The organism is Ktedonobacterales bacterium (assembly GCA_036557285.1).
Lineage (GTDB): Bacteria > Chloroflexota > Ktedonobacteria > Ktedonobacterales > DATBGS01 > DATBHW01.
Genome location: DATBHW010000047.1, coordinates 55,800 through 82,462 on the forward strand (window position 1 = coordinate 55,800; position 26,663 = coordinate 82,462).

Sequence of the window (26,663 nt, forward strand, 5' to 3'; positions counted from 1 at the left end):
TCCGCATCAGGGGTCTTTGCCAGACCTCTGATCTCCCCTGAAGAATGCTGCCCTATTTTATAACGACTGAGCAAAACAGGCAAGTCCGGCGGCGAACCTGATTCCACCAACTATCGGAGGGCGCCACTGGTAGCGCCGCCATCTTGGCGGCTCGCCACTGGTAGCGCCGCCGTCCCGGCGGCTCGCCACTGGCTTGCCTGTACATGGCGCTGGAGGGCAGACGCCACTTGTAGCGCCGCCATCCTGGCAGCTCAACGCTGGCCTGCTGGCACGTTGGCCTGAAAGGCGAGCGCTCGCCCTGGCGCAGCGGGGGCCGCCTGGAAGGCGGCGCTACAAGTACCATGCCTCGCTTGCCAACATCTCCTGTGTGGTGGAACCGGCGAAACTCTGCCCATTGCCCCACGTAGACAATATTGGTATGATGGGTTCAGGTCGTAGCACAACAGGAAGAGGCAGGTCAAACCTATGTCGCTCTTTAACAAAGAGACGCCGGAACAGCAAGCCGCACGCGAGGCTGCCGAAGCGCGCGACGCCGCCAGTGTCGCCTCGCTGGAACGCGGCGGGCTGCCCATCCGGGCGCAGGAACGGCTGAGGCAAGAGCGCGGGCCGGATGGTCGCCCTAAAATCTGGACCAGCGACCTGTCCGTCAGCGAATTGCTCGCCAGCCGCTCGGTCAACTTCGAGCCGATCAGCCAGGTCTTCGGCTCCTCCATCTACCGCATGGCTTATCAGGTCGGCTCGTGGTCCTATAACAGCACCGGCGAAATCACCTCCTTCTCGCAGGCGCTGTACCACGCCCGCAGCCTGGCGTTGGGGCGGCTCTTGCAGGAGGCCAGCGCCCTGGGCGCGCATGGCGTCATCGGCGTCCGGCTGGAACACAAAGAATACGAGTGGGGCGCGAACCTGCTGGAGTTTAGCGCGCTCGGCACAGCGGTGCGCCTGCGCAACTGGCAGGGCGAACTGCCCCTCCCCTTTACCAGCGACCTTTCCGGCCAGGAGTTCCTCAAGGTGCTGCACGCGGGCTATGTCCCGGTTACGCTGGCGATGGGCTGTGTCGCCTATTACATCGCCACCACCTGGAACGATGAATATGCCAAACGCAGTTGGACAAACCAGGAGATGGGAGCCTACACCCAGGGCGTCTATCGCGCCCGCCACCTGGCTTTTTCGCGCATGGCCGACGACGCGCGCCGGGTTCACGCCGATGGCGTCATCGGCTCCGATATTCACATGAAAGTGAAAGAAGTAACCGCCTATCGCAGAAGACCCTATAGCAACGAATCTGAGGCCATTGAAGATTACATTATCGAGTTCTTTGCCTTCGGCACCACTGTCGCCGCCATCAGCGAGCGCCACGAAGTCCCCAGGCCACGTCTGGTCGTTGATCTCGAAGATTATCCCCCAAGCATCGAATAAGGTACGGGATACGTAACGAAGGAGCAGCACTATGGCAGATGAGGTAGAAATACAGGCAGCGCAGCCCGGCGGTCCAATGGAGGGATTGCCCAAGCACGCGCTGGAACGCTTGCAGCGCATGCGCAGCGCCCCTGGTAAGGGCGGCCTCTTTACCAGCGACCTTTCGATCAACGAGTTTCTGCTGGTCAAGGCAGCGGGCTTCGATCCAGTGGGGCTGGTCGTCGGCTCCAGCATCTATCATATCGGCTATCAATTCGCCAACATGATGCGCAACCAGGAGATGACCGTGTTGTCGCAGGCCATGTACCACGCCCGCGAACTGGCGATGACGCGCATGGAGGAAGAGGCCAACACCCTGGGCGCGGATGGCATCGTGGGGGTGCGCCTGGAAGTGGGCCGCTACGAGTGGGGCCAGCACCTGGCCGAGTTCCTCGCCATTGGCACCGCGGTGCGCAGCCACGACGGCAAAAATCACCGCACCATCAAGGGCATGCCCTTCACCAGCGACCTGTCCGGCCAGGACTTTTACACGCTCATCCAGGCTGGCTATATGCCCGTCGGCCTCGTGATGGGATCATGCGTCTATCACGTCGCGCATCAGGGGCTGGGCCAGTGGTTCAAGACGGTGGGCAACAACGTCGAGATGACCAACTACACCCAGGCGCTCTACGACGCCCGCGAACTGGCAATGGAGCGCATGCAGGCCGAGGCCACCGCGCTGCGCGCCGAAGGCATCGTGGGCGCGCAGATTCACGAAAAGTCACACGGCTGGGGTAGCCATGTCATTGAATACTTCGCCGTCGGTACCGGCGTCATCCAGACCCGCGCCGATCACATCATCGCGCCACCGCAGCTCGTCCTCAGCCTGGACGATTAACGAAGGCGGACCCCTGGCATACACCCTGAAGGGAGCAACAAATGACCGCATCTACCGCTCCTGATCTGAAAGATCAGCTTGTTCAGGCAGCACGCCTGCTCTTCCAAACGGGGGTCATGTCGCACAGCGGGCATGGCAACATGAGCGCGCGCTTGCCAGGAACCGAGCAGATGCTGCTCACCTCGGGAGGCACGATTGCCCAGTTGACAGCGGAAGAGTTGGCGGTTGTCTCCTTCGATGGCGACGTGGTGGAAGGCGCGCTGCTTCCGGTCACGCGCGAGATCGTTGCCATGCACGCTGGCATTTACCGCGAGCGCCCCGATGCGCTCGCGGTCATCCACACCCATTCGCCCCATGTCACCAGCTTTGCTCTGGCGGCCAAACCGCTGCCCTGCGCCTACGAAGCGATGCTGCGCTTCGGCATTACCGAAGATATTCCGGTGGCCGACTGGGCGCCCAGGGGATCGCCTGAATCCGTCGCCAACATTGCCGAGCAGCTTCGGCGCCACCCAACCGTCTCAGCAGTGCTGCTCGCCAATCATGGCCTGCTGGCATTCAGCCGCGATCCCCTCGCGGCGGCGCAGCTCGTGGTGGTCATGGAAGAGGCGGCAGAAATGACCCTGCGCGCCCGCGCGCTTGGCGGCGAACATCCCTTTCCTGCCGACGCGCTGGATCAGGAACGGCAGCACATGCAGCGTTTCGGCTCGGCGCGCTAATAAATCAGCCCCCCTGCTGCCTGACGCCTCGTTTGGTCTCAGTATTGCTGACGAACAAAGCTGGCAAATGAGAAGCAATTCCGGCATCCTGTCAGGTTTTTGCCTTTTTGGTGGTCATAGCTTCAGAGAAGCTTCTTAACGGAGAGTGGTGAGCCGATGCCGTCTTACCGGACATGGGAGACCTCTTCATCTACATCAGGCGTCTCATCTGAAGAGAGCCGCCTTGTGGCGCGCGCCCAGGGTGGAAATCAGGCTGCCTTTGAGGCCCTCTATGAACACTATAATAACCAGATTTGTCGCTACTTAATCCGCATGGTCGGCAACGACGGCGTTGGCTGCGAACTGGCGCAGGAAACCTTCTTGAAGGCATGGGAAGCCCTGCCCGGCTTGCGCGAGCCAGCCCGTTTTGCAAGCTGGCTCTATCGTATCGCCACCAACTGCGCCTATACCTATCAACACCGCGCCGGGCGGCTGCACCTTGTCTCCTGGGATGTGTACGAAAGCGGCGGCGAAGAATTGAGTGTCGCCGGGCCAGAGAAACGAGTTGAGGAAACGGAACTGCTCAAACTCGCCCTGGCGCGCGTCTCGCCAACCTATCGCCCATGCCTCATCTTATACGTCGTCGAAGACCTGCCACAACGCAAGATCGCTGACCTGCTGAAGATAAAGGAATCATCCGTGAGCAAATATGTCAGCCGGGGAAAAGAGGAACTGCGCCAGATCTATCATCGCCTGCTGAGAGAGCAGCTTACCCCCGCGAAAGGAGGGCGGTAAGCGCCATGCTCCACCAGCCTCCCTGCATAGACTGGGCAGAAAAACTGACCCTCAGATACGAAGACCTGACGCCCGACGATCAAGTCGCCCTGGATGCCCATATCAAAAGCTGTTCCGTATGCCAGGCAGCCCAGGCCGACTATCATTTTCTTGACGCGCGCCTGCGCGCCTTACCACCCCCTGGCATCAAGCCGTTTCCGCGCCTTTCCTTTCCCGCCTCTCTGAAACAGGAAGCGAACGAAGCGGGCAGCCGCGTATTGCCTGCGCGCCAATCTTCCAGCGCCCGACAACACGCCCTGCACACCGGCCCGTTTATCGCCTTCATCAAAAGAGCCGGAACAGGCGCTTTGATCGCCAGCCTCGTGCTGACCCTGCTGATCCTGTTCAGCGGGCGCGGCGTCTTCAACCCCGCCGACGCCTATCCGCTGGGAGCTACGCTCTTCAGCTATCAACGACATACCTTTTTTGTCACTGCCGTCGCCTGGTCGCCTGATGGCCGCTATCTCGCCTCCGGCAGTTGGGACCACAGCGTCCAGGTCTGGAACGCCCGGACCGGCGCGCTCGTCTTTTCCTACCAGCAGAATGACAACGTGGATGCCCTTGCCTGGTCGCCCGATAGCCGCTATCTCGCCTCTGGCAGTTGGGATTTCAGCATCGAGGTGTGGAACATCGCAGAGCAGCGTCTCACCCAGGTGTATCAGGGGCATAACGGCATCGTCTCCGCCCTGGCCTGGTCGCCTGATGGTCGCTATCTCGCCTCTGGTAGTTGGGATGACACCATGCAGGTCTGGGATGCCAGAACGGGCGCCACCCTTTTTACCTATCAGTATAACGAGATCGTGGATACGGTGGCCTGGTCGCCCGATGGCCGCTATCTGGCTGTCGGCGGGAGAGATGATTACGTCCATATCTTGAGCGCCCAAAGACCCTGGCCCCAACTTTACGTCTACGCAGGCTATCCCTACCAATGCGCTGAATGCGTGGTAAATGCCGTGGCCTGGTCGCCAGACAGCCGCTATATCGCCTCTGGAGATAGGGCTGGCATCGTGCAGGTCTGGGACACGACAACCGGACGGCCTGTTATCACCTATAAAGGCCATACCGCTGACGTGTACGCGTTGGCCTGGTCGCCTGATGGCCGCTATATCGCTTCCGGCAGTGTAGACCGCACAGTCCAGGTCTGGCAGGCCATGACGGGCCTCTTGCTCGTCACCCACACCGGCCACAGCCAGACTGTCGCTGCCGTCGCCTGGTCGCCTGATGGCCGCTATATCGCTTCTGGCAGTTGGGACAACACCGTACAGGTATGGCAGGCAACCTACGATGGGTGAGCATGAAGCAAGAAAGGAGGGGTGAGATAGCTGTTATTTTTGTAGGCAAACCCCATCTTCTGTGTGTAGCGTGAACACATTCAGGAAGGTAGCGCACTCCTGAACGAGTCGGCTGACTGGGCAGCCGGAACCAAAGCCGCGAGACCCTTAAAACGCTGGCTGAAAGAGCCGCAACAGGGGTTCGCCCCTGCGGGTGCGTTCACACCCGATGAATCCATCTTTGGGACTCTGATTCGGAACCGTCCGGTCCCTTGCCCGGCTAGGGCCACACACTCAGGTGTGCTGAGTGCGGTGTGTTGCAGGAGGCTGTCTGGTCGTAAGACCACTGAGGTCTATCAGGCAGGCAAGTGCAAGAATCAACATGTATAATACATTTTGAAAGGCAGGGTATTATGCCAATCTATGAGCGCCAGCAGCGCGAAGAGCTGGATCAGTTAGTGGAGGGCTACACCAACGGCAGCCTCAGCCGCCGCGCCTTCTTGCAGCGGGCTACCGCGCTGGGCCTCTCGCTGAGCTTTGCTGGCTCGATCCTGGCCGCCTGCGGCCCCAGCTCCAGTCCTTCCAATCCCACATCGGTGGATGTCCTCAACGTCTGGAGCGGCCCGGAGCAGGAGTCATTCAAGGCGGTGGTCAAGCCCTTTACCGATCAATCTGGCATTACCGTCAAACTTGAGTCCACGCGCGACCTGAACGCCACGCTGACTACCCGCATTCAGGGCCGCAACCCGCCCGACATTGCCATCCTGCCCAACCCCGGCAAGATGCAGCAGTTAGCGGCTCAGGGCCATCTCATCTCCCTGGACAACTTCCTGGACATGGGCCAGATTCAGAGCCAGTATTCCCAAGGCTGGATTGACCTGGGCAGCTACAACAACAAGCTCTACGCCCTGTTCTACAAGGCCGCGAACAAAGGCACCGTCTGGTACAGCCCCAAGCAGTTCCAGGCCAACAATTATCAGATTCCCAAGACCTGGGACGAGATGATCGCTCTCTCCGATTCGATTGCCACCAGCGGTAAGTTCCCCTGGGCAATGGGCGTCTCCAGCGGCTCGGCCAGCGGCTGGCCCGCCACCGACTGGATCGCGGAGATTTATCTGAACACCAGCGGCCCGGACCTGTACGACCAGTGGGTCGCCCACAAGATTAGCTGGACCGACGACTCCATCAAGAACGCCTGGAAGATGTTCGGGCAGATCGCCGGCGGCAAGCACTACATCAACGGCGCGCCGCAGTCCATTCTGGCGACTGGCTTCCAGGAGGCCAGCTATAAGCCGTTCGATACGCCGCCCACCGCCTACATGTATTACCTGGGCGACTTCACCGAAACCTTCATCAAAGACCAGTTCAAGGACAAGGTAGTGGCCGGAACGGATTTCGACTTCTTCCCCTTCCCCACCATCAACCAGCAGTTTGCCAACTCGCTGACCGGCGGCGCCGATGTCGTCACGGCGCTGACCAATAACAGCGCCGTCAAACAACTGGTCCAGTACATGGCAACCCCCGCCGCCCAGGCCATCTGGGTCAAGCGCGGCGGCTTCACCGCCACCAACAAATCGGTGGACGCCAGTTCCTATCCCGATCAGGTAGCCGCGAAGTCGGCAAGCTCGCTGGCCTCGGCGGCCCACTTCCGCTTTGGCGCGGGCGATCTGATGCCATCTCAGGTACAGAACGCCTTCTGGGCGGGCGTTCTCAAGTTCATCGGCGACCAGAGCCAGCTTGACAGCGTCCTGGGCGAGATTGAAGGCATTGCGCAACAGGCGTATACTGGCTAGTAATCCATAGTTTCCCAGACAAGTGGTTTGGATGTGTCTCCAGGAGCCGGAGGCGTCGCGCAGACGCCCTCCGGCTCCTGGCTGGCTCACAAAAGGAGCAAGCTATGGCCGTAGCAGTCCCTCAGCCCGCCGCGCCGCCTGCGCAGAAAAGCGGCAGAAAACCCATCGCCAGGCAGGATAAGTTCATCGCCTGGTTTTGGATCGCCCCGGCGGTCGTGTTTGCCGCTATCTTTCTGGTCTACCCGGTGATCAACACCATCATAACCAGCTTCCAGGACGCCAACTCTATTAATTACGTCGGCTTCCAAAACTACCAACGCATCTTCACCAATTCCGTCCTGCTGAGCGTGGTACGCAATAACCTGCTGTGGCTGGTGCTGGCGACGGCAGGCACCGTGTTCCTGGGGCTGATCATCGCGGTGCTGGTGGATCGAGTGCGCATCGAAAGCTTTGCCAAATCCACCATCTTCATCCCTATGGCGCTCTCCATGACCGCCGCCGCTGTCATCTGGCGCTTCGTCTACGCCTATGCCGCGCCTGGGGAAAAGCAGATTGGTCTGCTCAACGCCATCTGGACCTCCTTTGGCGCGCAGCCCCAGGCATGGACAAATGACCCCAAGAACCTCTTGCTCAACAACGTCCTGCTCATCGTCGCCTACGTCTGGATGTGGACCGGCTTCTGCATGGTCATCCTCTCGGCAGCCCTCAAGGGCATCCCCACCGAAATCTTAGAGGCTGCCCGCGTTGATGGAGCCAGCGAACTCTCCATCTTCTTTCGCATCACCATGCCAATGATCAGCCCCACCATCGCTGTCGTGGCGACCACCATGCTCATCAACGTCCTCAAAATCTTCGACATCGTATACGTCATGACAGGCGGAACCGCTGGCACCAACGTCGTTGCCGTCAGCTACTACCAGCAGTTCTTCGACTTCAGCAACTTTGGCGTCGGCAGCGCGCTCGCCGTCGTGCTGCTCGTTGCGATCATTCCCATCATGATCTTCAACATTCGGCGCTTCCGCATTCAGGAGGCCCAGCGATGAGAACAACACCACAGACATCCTCTGGCGCCGACTCCAGCGCCGAACTGGCTTTACGGCCCTCTGGCGCAGCCCTGGCCGTTGGGCAGCGCCGCTCCCTGGGCGGCCACCTGGCCCATGCCTTCAGCGGCAGCGCCCTGACCATCATCGTCGTCCTGATCGCGCTGCTCTGGTCGGTGCCGACCATCGGCCTGCTCATCAGTTCGTTCCGCCCCCCAGCAGATATTCACAGCAGCGGCTGGTGGACTGGCCTGTTCCCCCCCTGGCACTTCACCATCGAAAACTATCAAAACGTGCTGCAATCGCAGGGCCTGGGAACCGCCTTTGTCAACAGCCTGTTTATCGCCATCCCTGGCACGATCCTGCCCGTCTTGATCGCTGCCTTCGCGGCCTACGCCTTCGCCTGGATGAAGTTTCCGGGGCGCGATTGGATCTTTCTCATCATCGTCGCTCTGCTGATCGTACCGGCTCAGACTATCCTGATCCCCATCCTCAATCTGCTCGCCAGCCTCACCGATTCTACGGGCGTGAAACTGACAGGCAACTATATAAGCGTCTGGCTGGTGCATACCGCGCTGGGGCTGCCGTTCGCCATCTATCTGCTGCGCAGCTTTTTCAGCGCCTTGCCCGGCGATCTGTTTGAGTCTGCCGCCATAGATGGCGCGTCACACATACGCGTCTTCTTCTCGATTCTCATGCCACTCTCAGTCCCATCGCTGGCGTCGCTGGTCATCTTCCAGTTCATGTGGGTCTGGAACGACCTGCTCGTCGCGCAGATTTTCCTGGGCGGCAACCCGGACAGAGCGCCAATGACCGTGACTATTTCCAATCTGGTCAACAGCTTCGGCACCAACTACGAAGTGTTGACCTCCGCCGCCTTCCTCTCGATGGCCTTGCCCCTGGCGATCTTCTTTGGCTTGCAACGCTATTTCGTGCGCGGTATTCTGGCCGGTTCGGTCAAGGGATAAAGGTCAAGGGATCAAGTCAAGGGACTTAATAAGGAGGACTCATGGCTTCAGTTCAATTCGAGCATGTCTACAAACGCTTCAACAAGGTGGAGGTGGTCCACGACATCACCTTCAAGATCAGGGACCAGGAGTTTCTGGTGCTGGTCGGTCCCTCCGGCTGCGGCAAATCCACCTGCCTGCGCATGATCGCCGGGCTGGAAGAGGCCAGCGAGGGCTTGATCCGTATTGGAGATCGCGTCGTCAACAACCTGCCGCCCAAGGACCGCGACATTGCGATGGTCTTCCAGAACTACGCGCTCTACCCCCACATGAACGTCTTCGACAACATGGCCTTTGGCCTCAAGCTGCGCAGCACCCCCAAAGCCGAGATCAGCCGCCGGGTGCAGACAGCCGCCGAGATTCTCGGCTTGCAGCCGCTCTTGAAACGCAAGCCCAAAGAGCTTTCCGGCGGCCAGCGCCAGCGCGTGGCCCTGGGACGCGCCATCGTGCGCGACCCGCAGGTCTTCCTCATGGACGAACCGCTCTCCAACCTCGACGCCAAGCTGCGCGTGCAGATGCGCGCGGAGATCGCCCGCATCCATCAGCGCGTGCAGACCACCTTCGTCTATGTGACCCACGACCAGACCGAGGCCATGACGATGGGGGACCGTATCGCCGTCCTCAATGCCGGGGTGATTCAACAGTTGGGCGCGCCCAGCGACCTATATGACTATCCGGCCAACCAGTTTGTGGCTGGCTTCATTGGCAGCCCCGCGATGAACTTCTTCGAGGGGGCCAGGTTGGAGCAGAACGGCGGCGTGATGCTGCATCTGGCCGAAGGCATGGCGCTGAAGGTGCCAGAGGACGTAGCGGTGCGCGCGGAAGGCTATATCGGGCGACAGGTCACGCTGGGCATTCGGCCTGAGCATCTGGAGGAGGCGCAGGCGGCCCGCAGACGACACGAAGGGCAGGCAGACCTGGCGGGGCAAACGGTTCCCGTCAAAGTGGAGGTGGTCGAGAACCTGGGCAATGAGCAGATGCTCTATGGGCTGCTCTCTGGCAAGCAGGTGCTGGCGCGGGTGGACGCGCGGGCCTCTGTGCGGCCTGGGGATGAGGTGGAACTGTCCTTTGACATGTCGCGCATCCATCTCTTTGACCCCACCGATCAGCACTGCATCACCTCGCGCCCGCCAGAAGCGGCCCCCGAACTGGTGATAGAAACCGAAGCAGCCTCGTCCGGCGAAGTGGTCAGTGAGGTAGTTGAGGAAACCATCACGGAAACTGAGATGGTGGAAGTCAAAGAAACCAGAAGCACGGAAGAAGAAGCGTAAAGCGCGCTGAATACCACTTGCAGCGCCGCCACTTGTAGCGCCGCCATCTTGGCGGCTCAACGCTGGCCTGCTGGTCCGTCGGCCTGGAGGGCGCACGCCACTTGTAGCGCCGCCATCTTGGCGGCTCAACGCTGGCCTGCTGGTCCGTCGGCCTGGAGGGCGAGCGTTCGCCCTGGCGAACTGCTGGCCGCCAGGGACGGCGGCGGTACAGGCCCCGCAGCCCCCTGCCGCCAAGATGGCGGCGCTACAAGTGGTAGCCGCAACCATGCGAGCGGCGCAGCCCCTAGCCGCGATTGTAATCGCCAGGGCGGGGCGCGCCGCGCCGCCCTACTTCTTGAGCAGCGGCAGCCCGTTGCTGTCTGTGAAACTGCCGGTAATGATCGTCACCAGATCAATGATCGTCCAGACACCGCAGCCGCCGATGGTCAGCAGCATAGCGACACCTGTGCCGGTCTTCCCCACGTAGAAACGGTGAACACCAAAAGAACCGACAAACAGGCAGAGCAGCAGGGTGGTCAACCAATCCTTCTGCATTCCCGCGTACTGCATCGGCACACCCGGCTGCTGATAGCCTGCCTGGGGCGGATAGGGCTGCTGGTAGGGTTGCGACGGCTGCTGGTAGGGCTGCGATGGCTGCTGATAAGGCCCCGACGGCTGTTGGTAGGGCGGTTGCTGCATTGGCTCTCTCCTTTATTTTTCAGGGCTAGCTTGGTGTGTCTGGCCGGCGCGTCTCGGCGCCAAATCTCGATACCAAAACCTCAATCTCACAAACAACCCCTGAGCCGGATACATCACTCACAAGCAGCCGGGCCTGTATGAAGATTGAGCCAGAGCTAGCTCCTATACTACGGGCAAAACCTCAGCTTGTCAAGCCCCCTACCAGCTTTGGTTCTAGCAAAAATGAGGTGTTGGCAAGCGAGGCATGGTACTGGTAGCGCCGCCTTCCAGGCGGCCAACGCTGCGCCAGGGCGAGCGTTCGCCCTACGGACCAGCACACCAGCAGGCCAGCGTCCAGCCGCCAAGATGGCGGCGCTACAAGTGGCAACCCCGATAGGTGGTGGAACTACCAGCTTTGACACAGACAGCAGAGCAGGCAGAAAAGCTTTTCTGCCTGCTCTGCTGTCTGTGTCCCTTACTTTTTGACGAGCGGGAAGCCATTGGCATCCCTATAGTTGTCGGTGACAATCATAATCAAATCAACAATCGTCCAGATGCCACAGCCGCCAAACGTCAGTAGCTGAATTACCCCGATGAGCATATGCCCCGTATAGAAGCGGTGGATGCCAAGCACACCCACGAACAGGCACAACAGCAGCGTCGTCAGCCAGTCTTTCCGCCCGGCCATTGGATACGCCCCCGCGTAGCCCGGAGGATACGCGGGCGCATAGGGCTGTTGATAGCCCGGCTGCGCTGGCTGGTATGGATAGGGCTGCTGATAGCCCGGCTGCGCTTGTTGGGGTGGCTGGTACGTCCCTTCTGGTGGCTGATACCCTCTGCCAGCCTGCTCTTGTGGCGCTTGAGATGGCCCCTGCGGTTGGTCCTGTGACCGCTGCTGAGACTCTGGATAGGACTGCATGGCTGCTATTCCTTTCATCGCTTGCGTTTCGGTGGTGGCGTCTACCCCGCCTGTTTCTGCACAAGCAATGCCAGCGCATCCGCTGATCTCGCCTGAGCGCCCTCTAGCCACGTTCCACCCAAAAAAATGAGTCTGGCAAGCGAGGCATGGTACTTGTAGCGCCGCCATCCTGGCGGCTCAACGCTGACCTGCTGGTCCGTCGGCCTGGAGGGCGCACGCTCGCCCTGGCGAAGCGTTGGCCGCCAGGATGGCGGCGCTACAAGTGACGCCCTCGATAGGTGGTGGAACCTTCTAGCCAGCAGGCATTGCCGCTGCAAGAGCAGGTATGATATGCTTGGAAGAGGAGGTAGCATAATGTCTTCAGCAGATGAACCACACACCCGCGAAGCGCCCGACACCCCTCTGGACGGGCGCTTCGCCTTTGCCGTCGGCACGATTGGCACAACCATCCTCAGCGATGGCAGCGCCCATATGGATGGCGGGGCCATCTTCGGGCGCGTCCCCCGCGTCCTCTGGGAGCGCCTGCTGCCACCCGATCACCTCAACCGCGTCCCCCTCTCGCTCAATTCCGTCCTGCTGGAGACCGAGGCCGGATTGATGCTCATCGAAACCGGCTATGGCAACAAGCTCAGCGAAAAAATGACGCGCAATGTCGCGCTGGAGCGCCCCAGCGGATCGCTGCTGGACCAACTGGCAGCACTGGGCATCGCGCCCGAAGACATCAAGATCGTCGTCAACACCCATCTGCACGCCGACCACTGCGGCTGGAACACGCGCCGCCTGGAGGATGGCCGCCACGCGCCCACCTTCCCCAACGCGCGCTACATCCTCCAGAAAACCGAGTGGGAAGCCGCCGTTCATCCCAACGAACTGGTCGCCGCGACCTACCTGGAGGAGAATATCCAGCCGCTCAAAGACGCGGGCGTGCTTGACTTGATTGATGGCGACCTGACCATCACCCCTCACGTGCGCGTCGTGCTGACGCCAGGCCACACTGCCGCGCACCAGAGCGTCTGGATTGAGTCCGGGCCGTCGGGGCGCGAAAGCGCCGCCCTCTTCAGCGGCGACGCCATCGTACACGGCATCCATCTGGAGCGCCTGGCCTGGATACCGGCGGTAGATGACCTGCCGCTCGTCTCGCTGCAAACCAAGAAGCAGATCATCGAAGAAAGCCTGCGCCGCCAGGCTGCCCTGATCGTCACCCATCATCCCTTCCCTGGCCTGGGCATTCTGGCCCGCGACGACCAGGGCAAGCTGCACTTTCACCCGCATCACGAGCATCAGTAAGGCCGTCCACGTAGCTGCATCAGCAGGCGAGCGCGCTCAAGCGCCTGGCCCCTGGCTGGCATGGTTCCTGCATCCTCTGGAATACTAGAGCCAGGCGTGGGCGTCAAGATCGCTCGCCAGACACCGCGCCGACCCGTCATGGAGGAGCTGATGTCGCTCTCACAACCGCGATCAAATCAACCTGGGCCGTCACGCTGGCAGAAGCGCCCCAGGGCCAGCCCCCAGGGCCAGAAGCCGGACCAGCAGACCAGGCCCCGCAAATGGGCGCCTGGGTTCAGGCAGGCGTTCAGAAAAATGTTCGCGGGTCTGCGCGCCTTCTGGACCAAACTCAACAACGATTGGGTGTTTAATCTGGCGGCCATGCTCGCCTATAACCTGCTGATGTCCATTGTCCCCATTCTGGCGATGCTGCTCAGCTTCCTGGGCCTCTTCCTGAGCGGGTTGGCCCCCGGAGCGGAACAGCGTTTCATCGATCAGATCACCAGCGCGCTCCCTGGAGCCAGGGATTTCATCGATCCAGCGTTGAAACGGCTGGCAGCCAGTTCAGGCGTGTTTGTCGTCCTCACCATCCTCCTGAGTATCTGGTTTGGTTCGCGGCTCTTCGTTGCCATCGAGCAATGTTTTGGCATCATCTACCGCCTGCCCTCGCGTGGCTTTCTGCTCCAGAACAGCATCGCCCTGCTCATGATGCTCATCTTCGCCGCCCTCATGCCTGTGCTGCTGGCCGTTTCGGCAGTGCCATCGTTTCTCACCACCACCATTGTTGATAAGTTTCTCGGCAATTCCCCAGCCACCCGTCTCTTGCTGACGATTGGAACGATCATCGCGGGCTTTCTTATCGCCACCATCCTCTTCCTGGTGATCTACATGGTCATCCCCAACCGGCCACTCCGCATAAAAGACGCGTGGAGGGGCGCGCTGATCGCCGGGGCGCTGCTGGAAGTCTACGTGATCGCCTTCCCTTTCTACGCAACGCTCCTGCTGAAACCCAGCAGCTACGGCTCAACCGCAGGCTTTGCCATACTGACGCTGGTCTTCTTCTACTACTTCGGCATCATCTTGCTCCTGGGGGCCGAATTCAACTCGTTTTGGGCAGGCCAGCGCCAGACGGCTGCCGGTCTGTCGGGCATCCTCTATCAACTTCAGGCGCGTAAAAGCGTGGAAGGCGCGGCTGGCCCCACCGCCGGGGAACGTCAGGAAGACTTGCAGGCGAATCGCGCCGGCCTGGGTATCACCATGACCCCGGCTTCAGCCACCATCAATCCGCCCTCAAACGAAGAAGAGTCGCCGCACACCCAACAGCGCGACGAGCAGGCGCCCGATGGCTCCTGAACGCAGCAAAAGCAGAGGGCGGCAGGCTGCGCTGCCGCCCTCCGTACTTACCGCTCCCTCCACCGATCTGCCGATGGCCTGTGCCGCTGTGAGCGGCGCGGCGGCATGAACGGCGTCGGAGCGCCAGGAGCCGCGCCGCTCTGTGGATACCCCGGCCCGCCCGGCCCCTGTTCTGGAGCGATCTCCTCATCCGGCTCTGGCTCCGGGGGAGCAGGCGGAACAACCCGTTCGTCCCAGGGGTAATCGTCGGCGCTGCTCAGTTTGGCCGACTGTCGCCCGCTGAGCGCAGGCAGCGGCTCCGCGCCTACTGGCCCCTCTTTGCCCTGATGGCCCTTTGGAAGCGTCAGCATCCCCTGCTGCGGGCGAGCGCCAGGGGCAGCAGCGCGCAGCGCGTACTGCCCTGCTCGCCCACTCTCTCCTGGTCGAGTGTCGGCTGGCTCGCCCTCTTTTCTCGCCCTGGCGGTGGTTGGCGCCTCCGCCCCATGTGAGCGCCCGATAAAGAACGCCAGACCGCCAACCAGCGCGAGCAGCGCCACCACCCCCAATACCGCCGCCAGCACGGCATCTTTGAGAGTGGATTTGGTCGCACCAAGCGAGGGAGTATTCGTCGTTGACGAATCACCCGAACCCTGCGTCGTGCGTGTGGCCGTCGTCGTCGGGCTAATGCCCGGCACAGGTGTCCCTGAAGACGCTGCCTGGGCGGTCACTGGGATCGGCCCGGCAGTGGCAGAAAGGGTGGTTGTAGAGTTCACCGCCTGGGCATAATAGTTCCCGCTTGCCGCCCCTCCTGAAATAGTCAACGTCTGGCGAAACGACCCATCCTTCTCCGTGACAACATCCGTCTGCGCTACCGGCGGCGCGTTGCAGACGGCGCTGCAAGGCACGATCACCAGATTCAGCGTCTGCGGTCCAGGCACCCAATTCGTGCCGATAATCGTCAAGGTCTCACCGGCAACGATAGTGTCCGGCGAAAAAGCCAGCGCAGCCGGTTGGCTGGTAAGCAGCGAAAAGCTGTTCGCCGAAAGAGCCGTTCCAAAGCCCGGCTGAACCACGCAGGCATAATACTTTCCAACCTTGTTCACTTCCAACGGCCACAAAAAACCGGCGACAAAATCGCCATACTGATCTGTCTGATAGGAGCCGAGCGTCTTTGCTCCACCGCAGCTCGTACTGGAGAGGCCCAGGCTCAACGTTACAGAAGAATAGGGCCGCCAGGAGGCGCCCTGGATACTCACCTGCGCGCCAGGCGGCCCGGCAATCACCCCCCGGTAATTCGGCGTCTTAAAACCGACAGACCCGCCGCTTGCAAACGCAGGAGCCGCTTCCCACGCCTGCGCGACACCTCCGGCCAGGCACAGCGCCAGCGCCAGCAGCAGCGCCCCAGCCGCCCGTCGCTGCCAGCCAGCCAGCCTCGCCGTCCGGCGCGGGCCGGTCCTTTTCCAGACAACCCTGAAGGTTCTCATCAACAACGCTCCAATTCTGGCCGCCAGGCACACGCGCCCAACCAGCGCAGCCAGCGTATCCGTTGCAAGATCAGCAGGCAATCCTTCTCAAAAAGAGCAGAGACTCACTCTATAATAACGCGCCAGCTATCCCCTCTATAACCCGAATTGCGCCGCCAGCTATTCTATCAAATCTTCTTGAATGCTTGCGGATGCTACTGGCAGTATCCCTCTTCCTTTCTGGCCCCCTTGCCAGCTTCCCCGCAAGCGGCTATAATTACGAAAAGGCGAGGAGGCAGCAAGCCCGATTCGCAAGGAGGCTTCGTCACACCATGCGCGTAACACCTGCCCGGCGATCTCTGCTCTTTGCGCTTGCCAGGCGCCTGAGCCTGGCTTTTGTGTTTGGGGCACTCATCAGCCTCCTCGGCGGGCTATGGCAAAGTTCTCTCAGCTATGCCGTCCTGGCGGATGCGCTGCTGCTGCGCTTCCTGCTGGACCGCCGAGAATGGGCGACCAAATCCTTTTGGGATCAAGCGCCCTGCCTCCTGTTTCTTCCTTTGTACGCCATTGTAGCCACATATAATCTGAATTTTGGCCTGAACAAAACGCTGGGGCTGACAGCCCCCTGCTTTAGCATCGCGCTGATCGCCGCGATGATCTTCTGGGCGAAAACGCCTTTGCCGCGCGCCTTTCCACTGTCGCCAGCCTATGGGCTGGCGGCTGCATCCGGCGCGCTCGTCATGTTCCAGATCGTCTTTCACTTTCGCGCGCTAGACAGCGGCATCGTCCTCCTCGCACTCCTTCTGGCCGTCATAGGGAGCCTGCTTGGCGGACTCTTACACGTCTTCGCCGCATTTATTCGCACACTTCCCAGGCACTACATCTGGAAATATCACTTCTGGAAATATTACTCCTGGGTGAGAAGTGTAAGAGGCGTTGCGACTCCAGCCCTGGAGAAGCCGACCCGGGAGGAGCCACCACCGCCCGCCAGAAGCACCCTATCGCGGCGCACCGTCCTGGCGGGCCTGGTCGGTGCAGGTGGATTACTCGCCACCGGAGCCGGAGTAGCCTGGCTGACGCGCTACGTTGCTCCTCATTCTCTTGCGCTCGTCACCTACAAGGGGCATGAAGATGGCGTCTTCATACTTGCCTGGTCGCCCGATGGCTCACGCATCGCCACCGCAGGCGGGGACATAGATAAAACCATCCAAATCTGGGAAGCCACCTCTGGCAAAACACTGCTGACGTATCGCGGGCATGCCGACGGCCTTCTTATATCAAGCCTCGCCTGGTCGCCGGATGGCCGTCAGATCGCCTCAGCAGATTTTAAGGAAAACCTCCATATCTGGGACACCGCTACTGGTGGTCATATGGTCACATATACCAAGCGCGGCTTCATTGCGCAGTGGTCGCCCGATGGCAGGCGCATCGCTTCGTCGGACTTCCACAGTATTCAGATTCGGGATGCCCTCACCGATACCCTGCTGCTTACCTATCAACCACAGCAGTTTGCGCCATGCGCTCTGGCCTGGTCCCCTGGTGGCACGCGCATTGTCGCTGGAAGTTCTGCTGGTGACGAGTTCCCGCCAGGCGTGCATGTTTTCAATGCTGTCACCGGCGAAACAATTGCTCTCTATAACAGCCATATCAGCAGCGTGAGAACAGCAATCTGGTCGCCCGATGGCAAGCGTATCGCCTCAGCCAGCATCGATCTTGTCATAGACACACCCCCGAACCAGATAGTCCAAAAAGACCCAACAGTCCACATCTGGGATGCCAGCACTGGCAAGCAGTTCTTCAGATACCGGGGACATACTGATACCGTCAATGGCGCGGCCTGGTCGCCTGATGGCAGGCGCATCGCCTCAGCCAGCGACGATGAAACTGTGCAGGTCTGGGACGCTGATACCGGCAGCCATGTCTTCACCTATCACAACAGTTTTCTGCCGGATATTCATCCGTCACAGGTCGCCTGGTCGCCCGATGGGCGATTGATCGCTTCGGCCAGCTACGACTTTGGTGGGGACGCGCAAGTCTGGGTACCAGAAAAGACATGAACCAGGCGAACCTATTCGCCCGGCTCATATCAAACGAGATTCGCCTGGAGCGCCGCCTCCCTGGCGGCGAATCGTCACACCTGAAGCACGTTGAACCACAGCCCCACACCAACCAGAATCACCAGAATCCAGACCACAACCGGCTCGGCCCAGCTTCCCGCGCGGAAGCGAAGCTGACGTATCGGCGGAAAACCCAGGTGAAAATGCAGCGGCCAGAAAATAGGAATGCCTTCTTCAGTCAGCGAATCGCCAAAGAGATGCAGGATATAGCCCAGCACGAGCGCCAGCCAGAGCGTCTCAGAGCCGTTGATAAAGTTGAGTTGCTGGCCGCCCATATGCCCCGCCAGCAAATGCACCGCCAGTTGCTGCGCCCCATAGCCCAGCGCCGCCCAGATACCAACCCCAAGCAAACTGTGCATAACCGTGCGGTGGCCGAAATGATGATTGATCTCGAAACTGAGAAAAGGAAACCACTGACCCATCGTGCTGGCCGTATTATCAATATCGGGGGCCAGTCCACCGATGGCAACCCCACCATAAAAGATACCTTTCACAGCCAGCATACTCAGGGTTGGCTCCTGGCTCCCCAGGATCAACGGCGGCCCGGAAAGATGCAGAAAACTATCAACAGCTACCGCGCCCGCCAGCGCAACAATAACGTGTGAATGACCTTCCAAAAAACGAACCCTCCTTCAGCGTCGGGTAGGCGCGCTCTACACCCCCGGCATGGCGCTTCCACTGCCCATTGTAGAGGCGGATGCCCCCGTCGTCAAGTCGGATAACGCTCAGAGTTCCACCCCCTATCGGGGGTTGCCACTTGTAGCGCCGCCATCTTGGCGGCTCAACGCTGGCCTGCCGGTCCGTTGGCCTGGTGGGCGAACGCTCGCCCTGGCGCAGCGTTGGCCGCCTGGAAGGCGGCGCTACAAGTACCATGCCTCGCTTGCCAACACCTCATGTTTGCTAGAACCAACGCTCAGGTCAGGGCTTCTCCTTCTGAGCAGGGATGCAGGCGGTCTTTCAGACGCTGACAGATACGTCGTATGAAGCGCGGCTTGATGGCTCTGCTGGACAACGGGCGGGGAGGTATGTGGCTCACCTGGGAACCTGTAGCGGGCTGAAACAACCAGGCTTCAGGCATCAAGGTTTTCACCAGGCCATGCTTGACGAGAAAGCACAGCACGCTGCGTATCTCAGGGTGGGTATACAGGGTCGCATCGGCCAGGTCGGCAATCGTGACCGTCCCGTCACAGCGATACAGCACATGTTGCTGCAAGAGCGAGAGGGGGCGCACATGGTACTTCGCACAGGGCGTGCGCTGATAGCGCAAAGTGACATCAAACGTGACAGCGGTCTGCATAGACATGGCTCCTTTCATCACTTGCCATGCCCACGCGCCAGCGAGTACAATAGCCTTACCGGCGCGTGGGTTCTTAATGGGGGCTTGCGAGTTGGTACTGCTGCCGTTGTAGGAATTGACTACGCGGCAGCCCGTTCTTTTTCTTCCTCTGCCGTTGCTTTGATAGCCGCTATAATTTCTTCTGGCTCCTTCTTGTAGATTTCAACGAGCTTACGACGGTACACTGGGCGTGGCCGGGCATGCGCATGTTCCCAATCTGATACTGTTTGTCGGCTCACCTGAAGCATAGCTGCCAATTCTTGTTGTGACAGCAGAGCTGCTTCTCGTAAATCTCTCAATGTCGGCATGTCCAGACGACTCCTTTATAGAACCTGATACCTCCATAGTGGATTGTAAACAATTGGCAGAAAAATGTCAAGTCTATGGCGTACCTAGGTCCACCAATGATCGGGGGTCACTTGTAGCGCCGCCATCTTGGCGGCCAACGCTGCGCCTTGGCGAGCGTTCGCCCTCCAGGCCAGCGGACCAGCAGGCCAACGCTGGCCGCCTGGAAGGCGGCGCTACAAGTAACAGGTCTCGCTTGCTAACACCTCATGTTTGGTGGAACCCACATCCTGTTGAATGCCCACAGTTTCGGCTTGTACCGCCTGCGGGGTGGGGCGACTTTTGCATAGCTCTGCATGGCTCCTTTCATCACTTGCCATGCCCACGCGCCAGCGAGTACAATAGCCTTACCGGCGCGTGGGTTCTTAACGGGGTTCACGGGTTGGTGTTTCTGAGTCCGCCGTCCTAGTGAGCATCTAGGCGGCGGGCCGTTCTATTTCTGTACTCCTTTCTTTTGTCTCCTTGATAGCCGCGAGAAGTTCATCTTGCTATAGTGCGCAAGCCCTCTATGCCTTTTGGTTTAGAGCGCCTCACACAACCTCCGCACGAGCAGGGGCGGGGTTGTAGCGCCGTCCTTCCAGGCGGCAGGGGTGGGGCCAACCGTCGGTTGTGTGAGGCATTCTTAGGAGAGAACCTTTTTGTCTTCATTCTGAGCCAGCGCGGCTAAGCCTGCCTGTAATAGCGCATCCTGTTGAATGCCCACGGTTTCAACTGGTACCGTCGCCCCCGCCAGGCTCCGCGCCCTCCGCGACTTTTCCCCGCAGGCTCACGACCACCACCAGCAGACCGCAGATCAGTTCCAGCGCCAGCAGGGGCGCCCACGCGCGCGGCAGCAAGCCCACGCCGCCGCTGGCGCGATACGCCACGATAAAGGCCGCCGGTCCCAGCAGCCCCAGCGCCAGACCATAGATCGCCTGAAGCGCGCGGAAGAACTTTTGCAGCGCCGGACCCGCGAGCAGCGCGAAATAGCTCAGGCCAATAATCGCCAGCGGCAGCAGCGGCTCGGCCAGCGTATTGCCCAGCCATTGCAGCGCGACGGCGCTGGCGCTGCTGAGCGCCGCCAGATTGATGTCTTCCAGCACCCGCGCCACCCCCAGCCCCAGCAGCCCCAGGGCAACCACCAGTTCGGCGCTGTGCGGGCGGGCGCGCGGCCCGGCCCCCACATGCTGATGAGCCGCCGCGCGTACACCGGGGCGTCCGCTGCCCTCCAGCCCCAGCGCCACCCCCCCCACGATCAGCAGCAGGCCAGCCAGCGCCTCCAGAAAGAAAAACGGCGCGCTCGGCGCAGCCCGAAAAGCATGGGGCCAATCGCGCAGGAAAGCGATCTCCCCATAGGCCACATTGAGCGCGCCCGCCAACCCCAGCAAGAACGCGCCGCCCACAAAAAGACGCCCGCGTTTCGGCCAGCGTATGCCCGCCAGCAGCAGGCCCAGCCCCAGCGTCAGCACGCAGAGCGCCGCCAGATCGAGTACCCCGCTGATCGCAAGGGGCTGGCGTCTGAACAAGGTGATGCCCACCTGCGCCACGATCAGCGCGGGCGTCAGTGGCAAAGCGGCCCAGGCCGCGACATCCACGCGCCGCGCCCCTGGCTCTGGTCCCTGGGCAGGCGCGGACGTATTCAGCAGCACCGCGCCCCCCGAACGGGGCAGCGGCAGCAGCCCGCGCTGCGCCCGCAAGAGCGACGCAGCCCACAGGCCCAGCAGCACCCGATGCAGCGAGATGGCTGGCTGCGCCGGTTTGGGAGTTCGCCTGCGCGGCGCTGTCTCCCCCGCGCTCAGGGGGAGAGAAGCGGCGTCCGGCCTGTCGGCTGCCGTCTCGAACCAGCCAGTTTCTAGCCGAAAGCAAGCCGAACCCTGGCGGCGCGTAAAAGGGGCCAGGCTGAACAGCCAGCTATAGCCCCTGTCGGGAAGGCGCGCGTAGCACGTAACGCGCAGCCGCAAGCGCGGCCCCGCCGCCCGCGCGCGCGCCTGGAACGGCGAACGAACCAACGGCCTGGCTTCAGACGATTGGGACAGCCCGCGACCATGCACGAACATCCGGCGCAAGCGCGCCCACCGTCGCCAGGCCACTGTGCGCAGACGCGCGCGTCTGCCGGTGCGCGGGCCGACAGTCACATCCGTAACCGCCGCGATATGCCCCCAGGGCAGCAAGAACCAGCGGCCCATCTGCCCCGGCAGAAAAAAGAGCAGCCCCTGGCGTCCAATTGCCAGGTGCAGATGGTTCTGGCGGCGCAGCCAGGTCGCCCGCCACAGCAGCGCGGGCAGCGCGATCAGCCCAAGCGCCAGCGCCAGCAGCGGCCCGCCAATGCCAAGCGCCAGCGCCACGCCCGCCCAGGCAGGCCGCTGCGGGACAGCTTGATGGCTCACAGCAGGCAATGGACGCGCGATGATAGCCGGAGGCGAAGTCAGCGACTGATGTACCGTCGGGATCAAGAGCAGAAAGCCCAGCGCCACACCCACCGCCAGCGCCCACAACACAACCCGCGCGCGCCGCCAGTTGAGGTCTTGCAGGACGGCCAGACGCTCCTGATCGATCCGAAAAATCGAAGCCGATCCGCTTCCCGCTTGCGCCGACTGGCGCGCCTCCGGCTCAGGCGCGGCTTCCGCCGCTGGCAGCGTCTGGGACACTGCGGGCGGCGCGAGGGACGGCATCGGCCCCGTACTCACCACCGACACATCCTGTCCCTGCGCCTGTGCGTCTGAGGATCGCTCCATAAAGCCTCCCTGGTGGGAACCGGCAAAGTCCATACGCGCCTCCCAGCGAACACCTGCGTTCAATCAGCTATCTCACCGATTCTAGCACAGATGAAATCCACTTGTAGCGCCGCCTTCCAGGCGGCTGATCGTTCGCCGCCAGGGACGGCGGCGCTACACGCAACAGACGCTGCGCCTGCGAAGGGTGGGGAGTCCGTGCAGACACGGGTGCGCGAGCGACCAACGGGAACGAGCATGCCGAGGCATAGCAGCGGCCCGCCGCTCCCCACAGGGGAAGGCAAGCGCCCGTCGCCGGAGGCGGACTTGGCGGCGCAGCCTCCAGGCACAGCTTTCAACCGTCATACCCCCGCCTCTTCTGGTGGTTCGGTATGAATCAAGACCGCGCCAAGGGGCGGCAGTTCTGCCCGCAGCGCCCGCTCAATCTCTTCCGCCTGCACATGCACCTGCTGAATGGGCGCGGCCCCCGAAAAAGTGCAGTGCAGCACCAGATCATAGAGCGGCGCTTCCGGCGTCGGCGGCTGCTCCTCCGCGTGATTCATCACCCGATAGACATGGACCTCGTGGCAGCTTCCCCGTCCGGCCACCTCATCGGCAATCCGGCGCACCCGCGACACCAGGGCTGGCTGCTCCGCCGAAACATCGCGCCGATGCTCCACACTCACATCTGGCGCTTCCAGGTGCGTCGTCACGCGGCGCACCGCCGGATACGCCCGATAGATCGCGCGCTCCAGACGAGTTGCCGCATCATGCGCCGCCCGCAGGTCCAGATCGGGGTCCACCTCCAGATGCAAATCCGCTTCCAGCGCGTCAGTCCCACGCTCTTCTTCCAGAACGCGCACGCGCACATCATGCGCCCGCAAGTCCAACTCCAGCGCCAGATAGTGAATACCCTGGGCCGTCGTTTCCGCCGCCGTTTCCGCCGGTTCCACATGCACCACCACATCCACATCCGCCTGGGGCGCATCGGCGCACACAGCCTCGCGCGCCGCGCGCTCCACCGCCTCCGTTACCGCGTGGGCATGCTCGAACGTCGCTGTGCGCGGCGCGCCCACGACCAGATCGGCAAAAAGCTTGTTGCCTGCCCGGCGCGTTCGCACCCGCCGCACATCCACCACGCCTTCTACGCCCTGCGCGGCGTGTTCCAGCGCCGAAGGGAGCGTATCTGGCGCTCGGTCCAGCAGGGCATCCAGCGTCTGGCGCACCAGCCGAAAGCTGACCCAGATCACAATCAGCGAAACGCCCAGCGCCGCCACCGCGTCGGCCTGTCCCAGCCAGGGCACAGCAACCGCCTGACCGATGCGCACCGCCACCAGCCCTAGAATCACCACCACCGAACTCCAGATGTCGGTGCGAAAATGCAGCGCGTCAGCCTCCAGCGCCTGGCTTCCCTGCTCCTTTGCCACGCGCATCAGCGCCCGCGAGCGCGTAGCGTCCACCGCAATGGAAACGGCCATCACCAGAAACGTCCAGATACTGGGGTCCACCTGACCTTCATGCAAGAGCAAACGCCGCAGCGCCTCATAGATGATCCAGCCCGCCGTCAGCAGCAGCAGCCCGGCCTCCAGAAACGCCGAAAGGTTCTCGAACTTGCCATGCCCATAGTTATGCGTCTCATCTGGCGGGCGATCCGCCACGCGCACCGCCACCAGCGTCATCAGCGCGGCCACCAGATCAAGCCCCGAATGCGCCGCCTCGGCCAGAACGCCCAGGCTGCCGCTGAGCAGGCCCACAATCAGCTTCAGGCTGGTCAGCCCGACAGCCGCCAGCACCGACGAAAAGGCCACCAGCCGCTTCTCTTGCGCCCCCGTTCGACCAGTTCGGCCTGCTGCTCTGGCGCTGGCGGAGCTTGCGGCCCCTGGCGTCCAGTTCCGACGCCGTTTTGAGTTTTCAGAAGGGTCAGTCGCTGGCGTCCTCTGCCTCGCTGGCGGGGCAGATGGCATAACAACCTGCCTCCTTTACCCATAGCTCATAGCTTATCCGACACCTATTCCATCATCCATTGTAAGCCATCAGGAAAAGAAGCGCAAAGCGCGGCACGTGGATGAGGTTCTACCACCTGGCGGGGCGCCACCCGTACCGCCGCCATCCTGGCGGCTCACCGCTGGCCCGCCGCTCCGCTGGATTGGAGGGCGCACGCCACTGGTACCGCCGCCATCCTGGCGGCTCACCGCTGGCCCGCCACTACGCTGACCTGGAGGGCGCACGCCACTGGTAGCGCCGCCTTCCAGGCGGCTCACCGCTGGCCCGCCACTCCGCTGACCTGGAGGGCGCACGCCACTGGTAGCGCCGCCATCCTGGCGGCTCAACGTTGGCCCGCCACTACGCTGACCTGGAGGGCCACCGCTCGCCCTGGCGCAGCGTTGGCCGCCGGGGACGGCGGCGCTACACGCGGCTGACGCCCGCTTCCCCCAAAAAGTCCTATTGCCGCAAAAATACGCGCCCGATGCTTGACATAGGCGCATCAAGCAGGTATACTTCCTGCATCTTCACTTGCAGGAGGTTCCCCCGCACTACAGATCAGCAACCCGTGATCATCAACTGAAGTATGGCTAGTACGGCCAGTGTTAGACCGCTGACCGTACCAATAACCCCAGTCCTGGAGGGTATTCAGGAATGAGGCTAGAGGGTATTGTACCATCGCCACCCTCCAGCGGCTCCTCCTGGACCCTGCTCGCCAGCCACGCTGGCGCCAGTCCACTGGGGGAGCCGCTTTGCTGCGTCGCTCGCAGGCGGCGCAGCAGAAGGAGGGTAGCTTCGATGGCCTTACCGTTTCGTCGTCACCTGCGTCCCTGCCCCTGGAACCCTGCTGCTTTCGCTGGTCCCAGCCCTTCCCTCACCCTGCGCGAATGGCAGGTCGGTGTCCTGCTCTCGCGGCTCTCCCCCGTCGTGCGCGCGGCGCTCTGTGCCTGGCTGCTCGCTCCCACCGACCTGAACCGCTGGCCGCCACCAGAGCATTTTCACCACCAGCGCCTGCCTTTGCGTCCCGAAGAGCAGCGCGGTCAGCCGCGCTCCACCGCCTGCTACCTGCTCTACCAGGAACTGAAAGTGATTCGCCAGACGCTGGATATGCCGCCGCAGGTCTTGAGCGTCATGACGCACAACGAGCTGCTGGCGGTGCATGCCATCCGGCTCCAGCAGTTGGAGCGGTGGCTCTGGCCGCCCGACGCCGCCCGACAGATCCACCGCCTGATCGCCTGACGCCTGCCCTCCAGCGCCGCCTTCCAGGCAGCCACTGGTAGCGCCGCCTTCCAGGCGGCCACCGCTGCGCCAGGGCGAGCGGTCGCCCACCAGGCCACCGTACCAACAGGCCAACGTTGAGCCGCCAGGATGGCGGCGCTACAAGTGGCGTGCGCCCTCCAGACCACCTTACCGGCGGCCCACCCGTACCGCCGCCGTCTCGGCGGCTCAACGTTGGCCCGCCACTCCGATGGATCGGAGGGCGACCGCTCGCCCTGGCGCAGCGGTGGCCGCCTGGAAGGCGGCGCTACAAGTGACGTGTGCCCTTCAGGTCAGCGTACCGGCAGGCCAGCGTTGCGCCGCCCAGGCGCGCCAGGGGTGGGGAGCCTGTGCAGACAGGCTTGGCGGCGCAGCCTCCAGGCGCGGTTTTAACCGCCAGCCCCCTAGCGCGGCACAAACGTCAGCAAATAATGCCACTCGTGCAGCGAGCGTTGCTCATCCAGCGCCAGCCCCGCAGCGGCAGCGTCGGCAATAATCTCTTCCGCCGTAATGCGCACATCAACAGGCGGCCCCACCGGCGTCTCTCTCTTCTCCCATTCCAGCACCGCAACGCGCCCATCCTCGCGCAGCAGACGTTTGGCCGCCAGCAAAAACGACGAACGCTGATCAACTTCGTGCAGCACAAACGCCACCAGCGCCAGGTCCACCGAGCGCGGCGGAATCGAAGGCTCCAGTTCGCTGGAGCGCCGCACCGCCACATTCGTAATCCCCTGCTGCGCCAGGCGCGCCCGCAGATCATCCACCATCTCCTGCTGCACATCCACCGCGTACACCTTGCCCGTAGGGCCAACCAGTTCCGACGCTGGCAGCGTAAAAAACCCTGGCCCACAGCCCAGATCAGCCACCATTTTGCCCTCGCCAACCCTCAGCGAGCGCAGAAACTCATAGCGGTCAATCCGCTCCAGGCGATCTTCCGCCAATAACAAATGCTTCATAGCCGGGTCAAACTTGCGGCCCATACACACTCCTTCTACAACCAGCGGGCGCGCGCCAAATTGACACGCTGCTCCTGGCTCACGCCCCACGAAGATGCAGCAATGAATCACTGCCGCATCCCTCCCAAAAGATACCTT

24 protein-coding genes are annotated in these 26,663 nt (G+C 62.0%); 13 read left to right on the top strand and 11 right to left on the bottom strand.

The genetic code is table 11. The features are described from left to right. Positions 1-465 precede the first annotated feature (465 nt). The 9 genes from VH599_14335 (at position 466) to ugpC (ending at position 10,204) form a co-directional block, all read left to right on the top strand. Positions 466-1,416, top strand: coding sequence for a heavy metal-binding domain-containing protein (locus VH599_14335; GenBank protein HEY7349490.1), 951 nt, complete (start codon positions 466-468; stop codon positions 1,414-1,416). A 31-nt stretch (positions 1,417-1,447) separates the two neighbouring features. After that, positions 1,448-2,293 (top strand): heavy metal-binding domain-containing protein, encoded by an 846-nt coding sequence (locus VH599_14340; GenBank protein HEY7349491.1) that lies wholly within the window; start codon positions 1,448-1,450, stop codon positions 2,291-2,293. A 41-nt stretch (positions 2,294-2,334) separates the two neighbouring features. Then, complete coding sequence (locus VH599_14345) at positions 2,335-3,009, top strand: class II aldolase/adducin family protein (protein ID HEY7349492.1); 675 nt, start codon at positions 2,335-2,337, stop codon at positions 3,007-3,009. A gap of 225 nt (positions 3,010-3,234) precedes the next feature. Further along, complete coding sequence (locus VH599_14350) at positions 3,235-3,783, top strand: RNA polymerase sigma factor (GenBank protein ID HEY7349493.1); 549 nt, start codon at positions 3,235-3,237, stop codon at positions 3,781-3,783. Between the two features lie 5 nt (positions 3,784-3,788). Next, the gene (locus VH599_14355) at positions 3,789-5,114 is read left to right on the top strand and encodes a WD40 repeat domain-containing protein (protein HEY7349494.1); all 1,326 of its coding nucleotides are present in this window, start codon (positions 3,789-3,791) and stop codon (positions 5,112-5,114) included. A 392-nt stretch (positions 5,115-5,506) separates the two neighbouring features. Further along, positions 5,507-6,886, top strand: coding sequence for an ABC transporter substrate-binding protein (locus tag VH599_14360; GenBank protein HEY7349495.1), 1,380 nt, complete (start codon positions 5,507-5,509; stop codon positions 6,884-6,886). A 104-nt stretch (positions 6,887-6,990) separates the two neighbouring features. Continuing rightward, positions 6,991-7,929, top strand: coding sequence for a sugar ABC transporter permease (locus VH599_14365; protein ID HEY7349496.1), 939 nt, complete (start codon positions 6,991-6,993; stop codon positions 7,927-7,929). After that, positions 7,926-8,894, top strand: coding sequence for a carbohydrate ABC transporter permease (locus VH599_14370; GenBank protein HEY7349497.1), 969 nt, complete (start codon positions 7,926-7,928; stop codon positions 8,892-8,894). Before VH599_14365 ends, VH599_14370 begins: the two co-directional genes overlap by 4 nt. 41 nt (positions 8,895-8,935) lie before the next feature. Next, complete coding sequence (ugpC, locus tag VH599_14375) at positions 8,936-10,204, top strand: sn-glycerol-3-phosphate ABC transporter ATP-binding protein UgpC (GenBank protein ID HEY7349498.1); 1,269 nt, start codon at positions 8,936-8,938, stop codon at positions 10,202-10,204. Positions 10,205-10,531: 327 nt separating this feature from the next. Here ugpC and VH599_14380 read toward each other — a convergent pair whose 3' ends face one another. Together VH599_14380 and VH599_14385 are read right to left on the bottom strand one after the other, a co-directional pair. Then, entirely contained in the window at positions 10,532-10,882 is a 351-nt protein-coding gene (locus tag VH599_14380) for a TM2 domain-containing protein (protein HEY7349499.1), read from the bottom strand. 454 nt (positions 10,883-11,336) lie between these two features. Then, positions 11,337-11,780, bottom strand: a complete 444-nt coding sequence (locus VH599_14385) for an NINE protein (protein HEY7349500.1) — start codon at positions 11,778-11,780, stop codon at positions 11,337-11,339. 354 nt (positions 11,781-12,134) lie between these two features. Between VH599_14385 and VH599_14390 the strand changes: the two genes are divergently transcribed. Continuing rightward, positions 12,135-13,067 (top strand): MBL fold metallo-hydrolase, encoded by a 933-nt coding sequence (locus tag VH599_14390; GenBank protein ID HEY7349501.1) that lies wholly within the window; start codon positions 12,135-12,137, stop codon positions 13,065-13,067. A 150-nt stretch (positions 13,068-13,217) separates the two neighbouring features. Beyond that, entirely contained in the window at positions 13,218-14,399 is a 1,182-nt protein-coding gene (locus VH599_14395) for a YihY/virulence factor BrkB family protein (protein ID HEY7349502.1), read from the top strand. A 47-nt stretch (positions 14,400-14,446) separates the two neighbouring features. Here VH599_14395 and VH599_14400 read toward each other — a convergent pair whose 3' ends face one another. Continuing rightward, complete coding sequence (locus tag VH599_14400) at positions 14,447-15,943, bottom strand: hypothetical protein (protein HEY7349503.1); 1,497 nt, start codon at positions 15,941-15,943, stop codon at positions 14,447-14,449. A 230-nt stretch (positions 15,944-16,173) separates the two neighbouring features. Between VH599_14400 and VH599_14405 the strand changes: the two genes are divergently transcribed. Continuing rightward, on the top strand, positions 16,174-17,898 hold the full coding sequence (locus VH599_14405; protein HEY7349504.1) for a WD40 repeat domain-containing protein: 1,725 nt from the start codon (positions 16,174-16,176) through the stop codon (positions 17,896-17,898). 74 nt (positions 17,899-17,972) lie between these two features. On the opposite strand, the gene VH599_14410 is transcribed toward VH599_14405, so the two are convergent. The 7 genes from VH599_14410 to VH599_14440 all read right to left on the bottom strand — a co-directional run bounded on the left by VH599_14410 (position 17,973) and on the right by VH599_14440 (position 24,815). Next, positions 17,973-18,575 (bottom strand): metal-dependent hydrolase, encoded by a 603-nt coding sequence (locus tag VH599_14410; protein HEY7349505.1) that lies wholly within the window; start codon positions 18,573-18,575, stop codon positions 17,973-17,975. Next, positions 18,523-18,831: a hypothetical protein gene (locus tag VH599_14415; GenBank protein HEY7349506.1), complete on the bottom strand. Its 309-nt coding sequence runs from the start codon at positions 18,829-18,831 to the stop codon at positions 18,523-18,525. Before VH599_14415 ends, VH599_14410 begins: the two co-directional genes overlap by 53 nt. A gap of 40 nt (positions 18,832-18,871) precedes the next feature. Beyond that, on the bottom strand, positions 18,872-19,255 hold the full coding sequence (locus VH599_14420) for a hypothetical protein (GenBank protein ID HEY7349507.1): 384 nt from the start codon (positions 19,253-19,255) through the stop codon (positions 18,872-18,874). Positions 19,256-19,374: 119 nt separating this feature from the next. Next, positions 19,375-19,602 (bottom strand): helix-turn-helix transcriptional regulator, encoded by a 228-nt coding sequence (locus VH599_14425; protein HEY7349508.1) that lies wholly within the window; start codon positions 19,600-19,602, stop codon positions 19,375-19,377. 744 nt (positions 19,603-20,346) lie between these two features. Further along, complete coding sequence (locus VH599_14430; protein ID HEY7349509.1) at positions 20,347-22,353, bottom strand: hypothetical protein; 2,007 nt, start codon at positions 22,351-22,353, stop codon at positions 20,347-20,349. A gap of 338 nt (positions 22,354-22,691) precedes the next feature. Beyond that, a complete protein-coding gene (locus VH599_14435; protein ID HEY7349510.1) occupies positions 22,692-24,293 on the bottom strand; it encodes a cation diffusion facilitator family transporter in 1,602 nt (533 codons plus the stop codon). A 69-nt stretch (positions 24,294-24,362) separates the two neighbouring features. After that, the gene (locus VH599_14440; GenBank protein ID HEY7349511.1) at positions 24,363-24,815 is read right to left on the bottom strand and encodes a hypothetical protein; all 453 of its coding nucleotides are present in this window, start codon (positions 24,813-24,815) and stop codon (positions 24,363-24,365) included. Between the two features lie 295 nt (positions 24,816-25,110). Here VH599_14440 and VH599_14445 point away from each other — a divergent pair, with 295 nt between their 5' ends. Further along, positions 25,111-25,551: a hypothetical protein gene (locus VH599_14445; GenBank protein ID HEY7349512.1), complete on the top strand. Its 441-nt coding sequence runs from the start codon at positions 25,111-25,113 to the stop codon at positions 25,549-25,551. Positions 25,552-25,973: 422 nt separating this feature from the next. Here VH599_14445 and VH599_14450 read toward each other — a convergent pair whose 3' ends face one another. Then, a complete protein-coding gene (locus VH599_14450; GenBank protein ID HEY7349513.1) occupies positions 25,974-26,549 on the bottom strand; it encodes a class I SAM-dependent methyltransferase in 576 nt (191 codons plus the stop codon). Between the last annotated feature and the right edge of the window lie 114 nt (positions 26,550-26,663).

Bases quoted from the DNA above. Each gene is read 5' to 3' on its own strand.
- VH599_14335 (HEY7349490.1), top strand. From the start codon at position 466: ATGTCGCTCTTTAACAAAGAGACGCCGGAACAGCAAGCCGCACGCGAG.
- VH599_14340 (HEY7349491.1), top strand. From the start codon at position 1,448: ATGGCAGATGAGGTAGAAATACAGGCAGCGCAGCCCGGCGGTCCAATG.
- VH599_14345 (HEY7349492.1), top strand. From the start codon at position 2,335: ATGACCGCATCTACCGCTCCTGATCTGAAAGATCAGCTTGTTCAGGCA.
- VH599_14355 (HEY7349494.1), top strand. From the start codon at position 3,789: ATGCTCCACCAGCCTCCCTGCATAGACTGGGCAGAAAAACTGACCCTC.
- VH599_14360 (HEY7349495.1), top strand. From the start codon at position 5,507: ATGCCAATCTATGAGCGCCAGCAGCGCGAAGAGCTGGATCAGTTAGTG.
- VH599_14365 (HEY7349496.1), top strand. From the start codon at position 6,991: ATGGCCGTAGCAGTCCCTCAGCCCGCCGCGCCGCCTGCGCAGAAAAGC.
- VH599_14370 (HEY7349497.1), top strand. From the start codon at position 7,926: ATGAGAACAACACCACAGACATCCTCTGGCGCCGACTCCAGCGCCGAA.
- ugpC (HEY7349498.1), top strand. From the start codon at position 8,936: ATGGCTTCAGTTCAATTCGAGCATGTCTACAAACGCTTCAACAAGGTG.
- VH599_14380 (HEY7349499.1), bottom strand. From the start codon at position 10,882: ATGCAGCAACCGCCCTACCAACAGCCGTCGGGGCCTTATCAGCAGCCA.
- VH599_14385 (HEY7349500.1), bottom strand. From the start codon at position 11,780: ATGCAGTCCTATCCAGAGTCTCAGCAGCGGTCACAGGACCAACCGCAG.
- VH599_14390 (HEY7349501.1), top strand. From the start codon at position 12,135: ATGTCTTCAGCAGATGAACCACACACCCGCGAAGCGCCCGACACCCCT.
- VH599_14395 (HEY7349502.1), top strand. From the start codon at position 13,218: ATGTCGCTCTCACAACCGCGATCAAATCAACCTGGGCCGTCACGCTGG.
- VH599_14405 (HEY7349504.1), top strand. From the start codon at position 16,174: ATGCGCGTAACACCTGCCCGGCGATCTCTGCTCTTTGCGCTTGCCAGG.
- VH599_14415 (HEY7349506.1), bottom strand. From the start codon at position 18,831: ATGGTACTTGTAGCGCCGCCTTCCAGGCGGCCAACGCTGCGCCAGGGC.
- VH599_14420 (HEY7349507.1), bottom strand. From the start codon at position 19,255: ATGCAGACCGCTGTCACGTTTGATGTCACTTTGCGCTATCAGCGCACG.
- VH599_14425 (HEY7349508.1), bottom strand. From the start codon at position 19,602: ATGCCGACATTGAGAGATTTACGAGAAGCAGCTCTGCTGTCACAACAA.
- VH599_14430 (HEY7349509.1), bottom strand. From the start codon at position 22,353: ATGGAGCGATCCTCAGACGCACAGGCGCAGGGACAGGATGTGTCGGTG.
- VH599_14435 (HEY7349510.1), bottom strand. From the start codon at position 24,293: ATGCCATCTGCCCCGCCAGCGAGGCAGAGGACGCCAGCGACTGACCCT.
- VH599_14440 (HEY7349511.1), bottom strand. From the start codon at position 24,815: ATGCGCCTATGTCAAGCATCGGGCGCGTATTTTTGCGGCAATAGGACT.
- VH599_14445 (HEY7349512.1), top strand. From the start codon at position 25,111: ATGGCCTTACCGTTTCGTCGTCACCTGCGTCCCTGCCCCTGGAACCCT.
- VH599_14450 (HEY7349513.1), bottom strand. From the start codon at position 26,549: ATGGGCCGCAAGTTTGACCCGGCTATGAAGCATTTGTTATTGGCGGAA.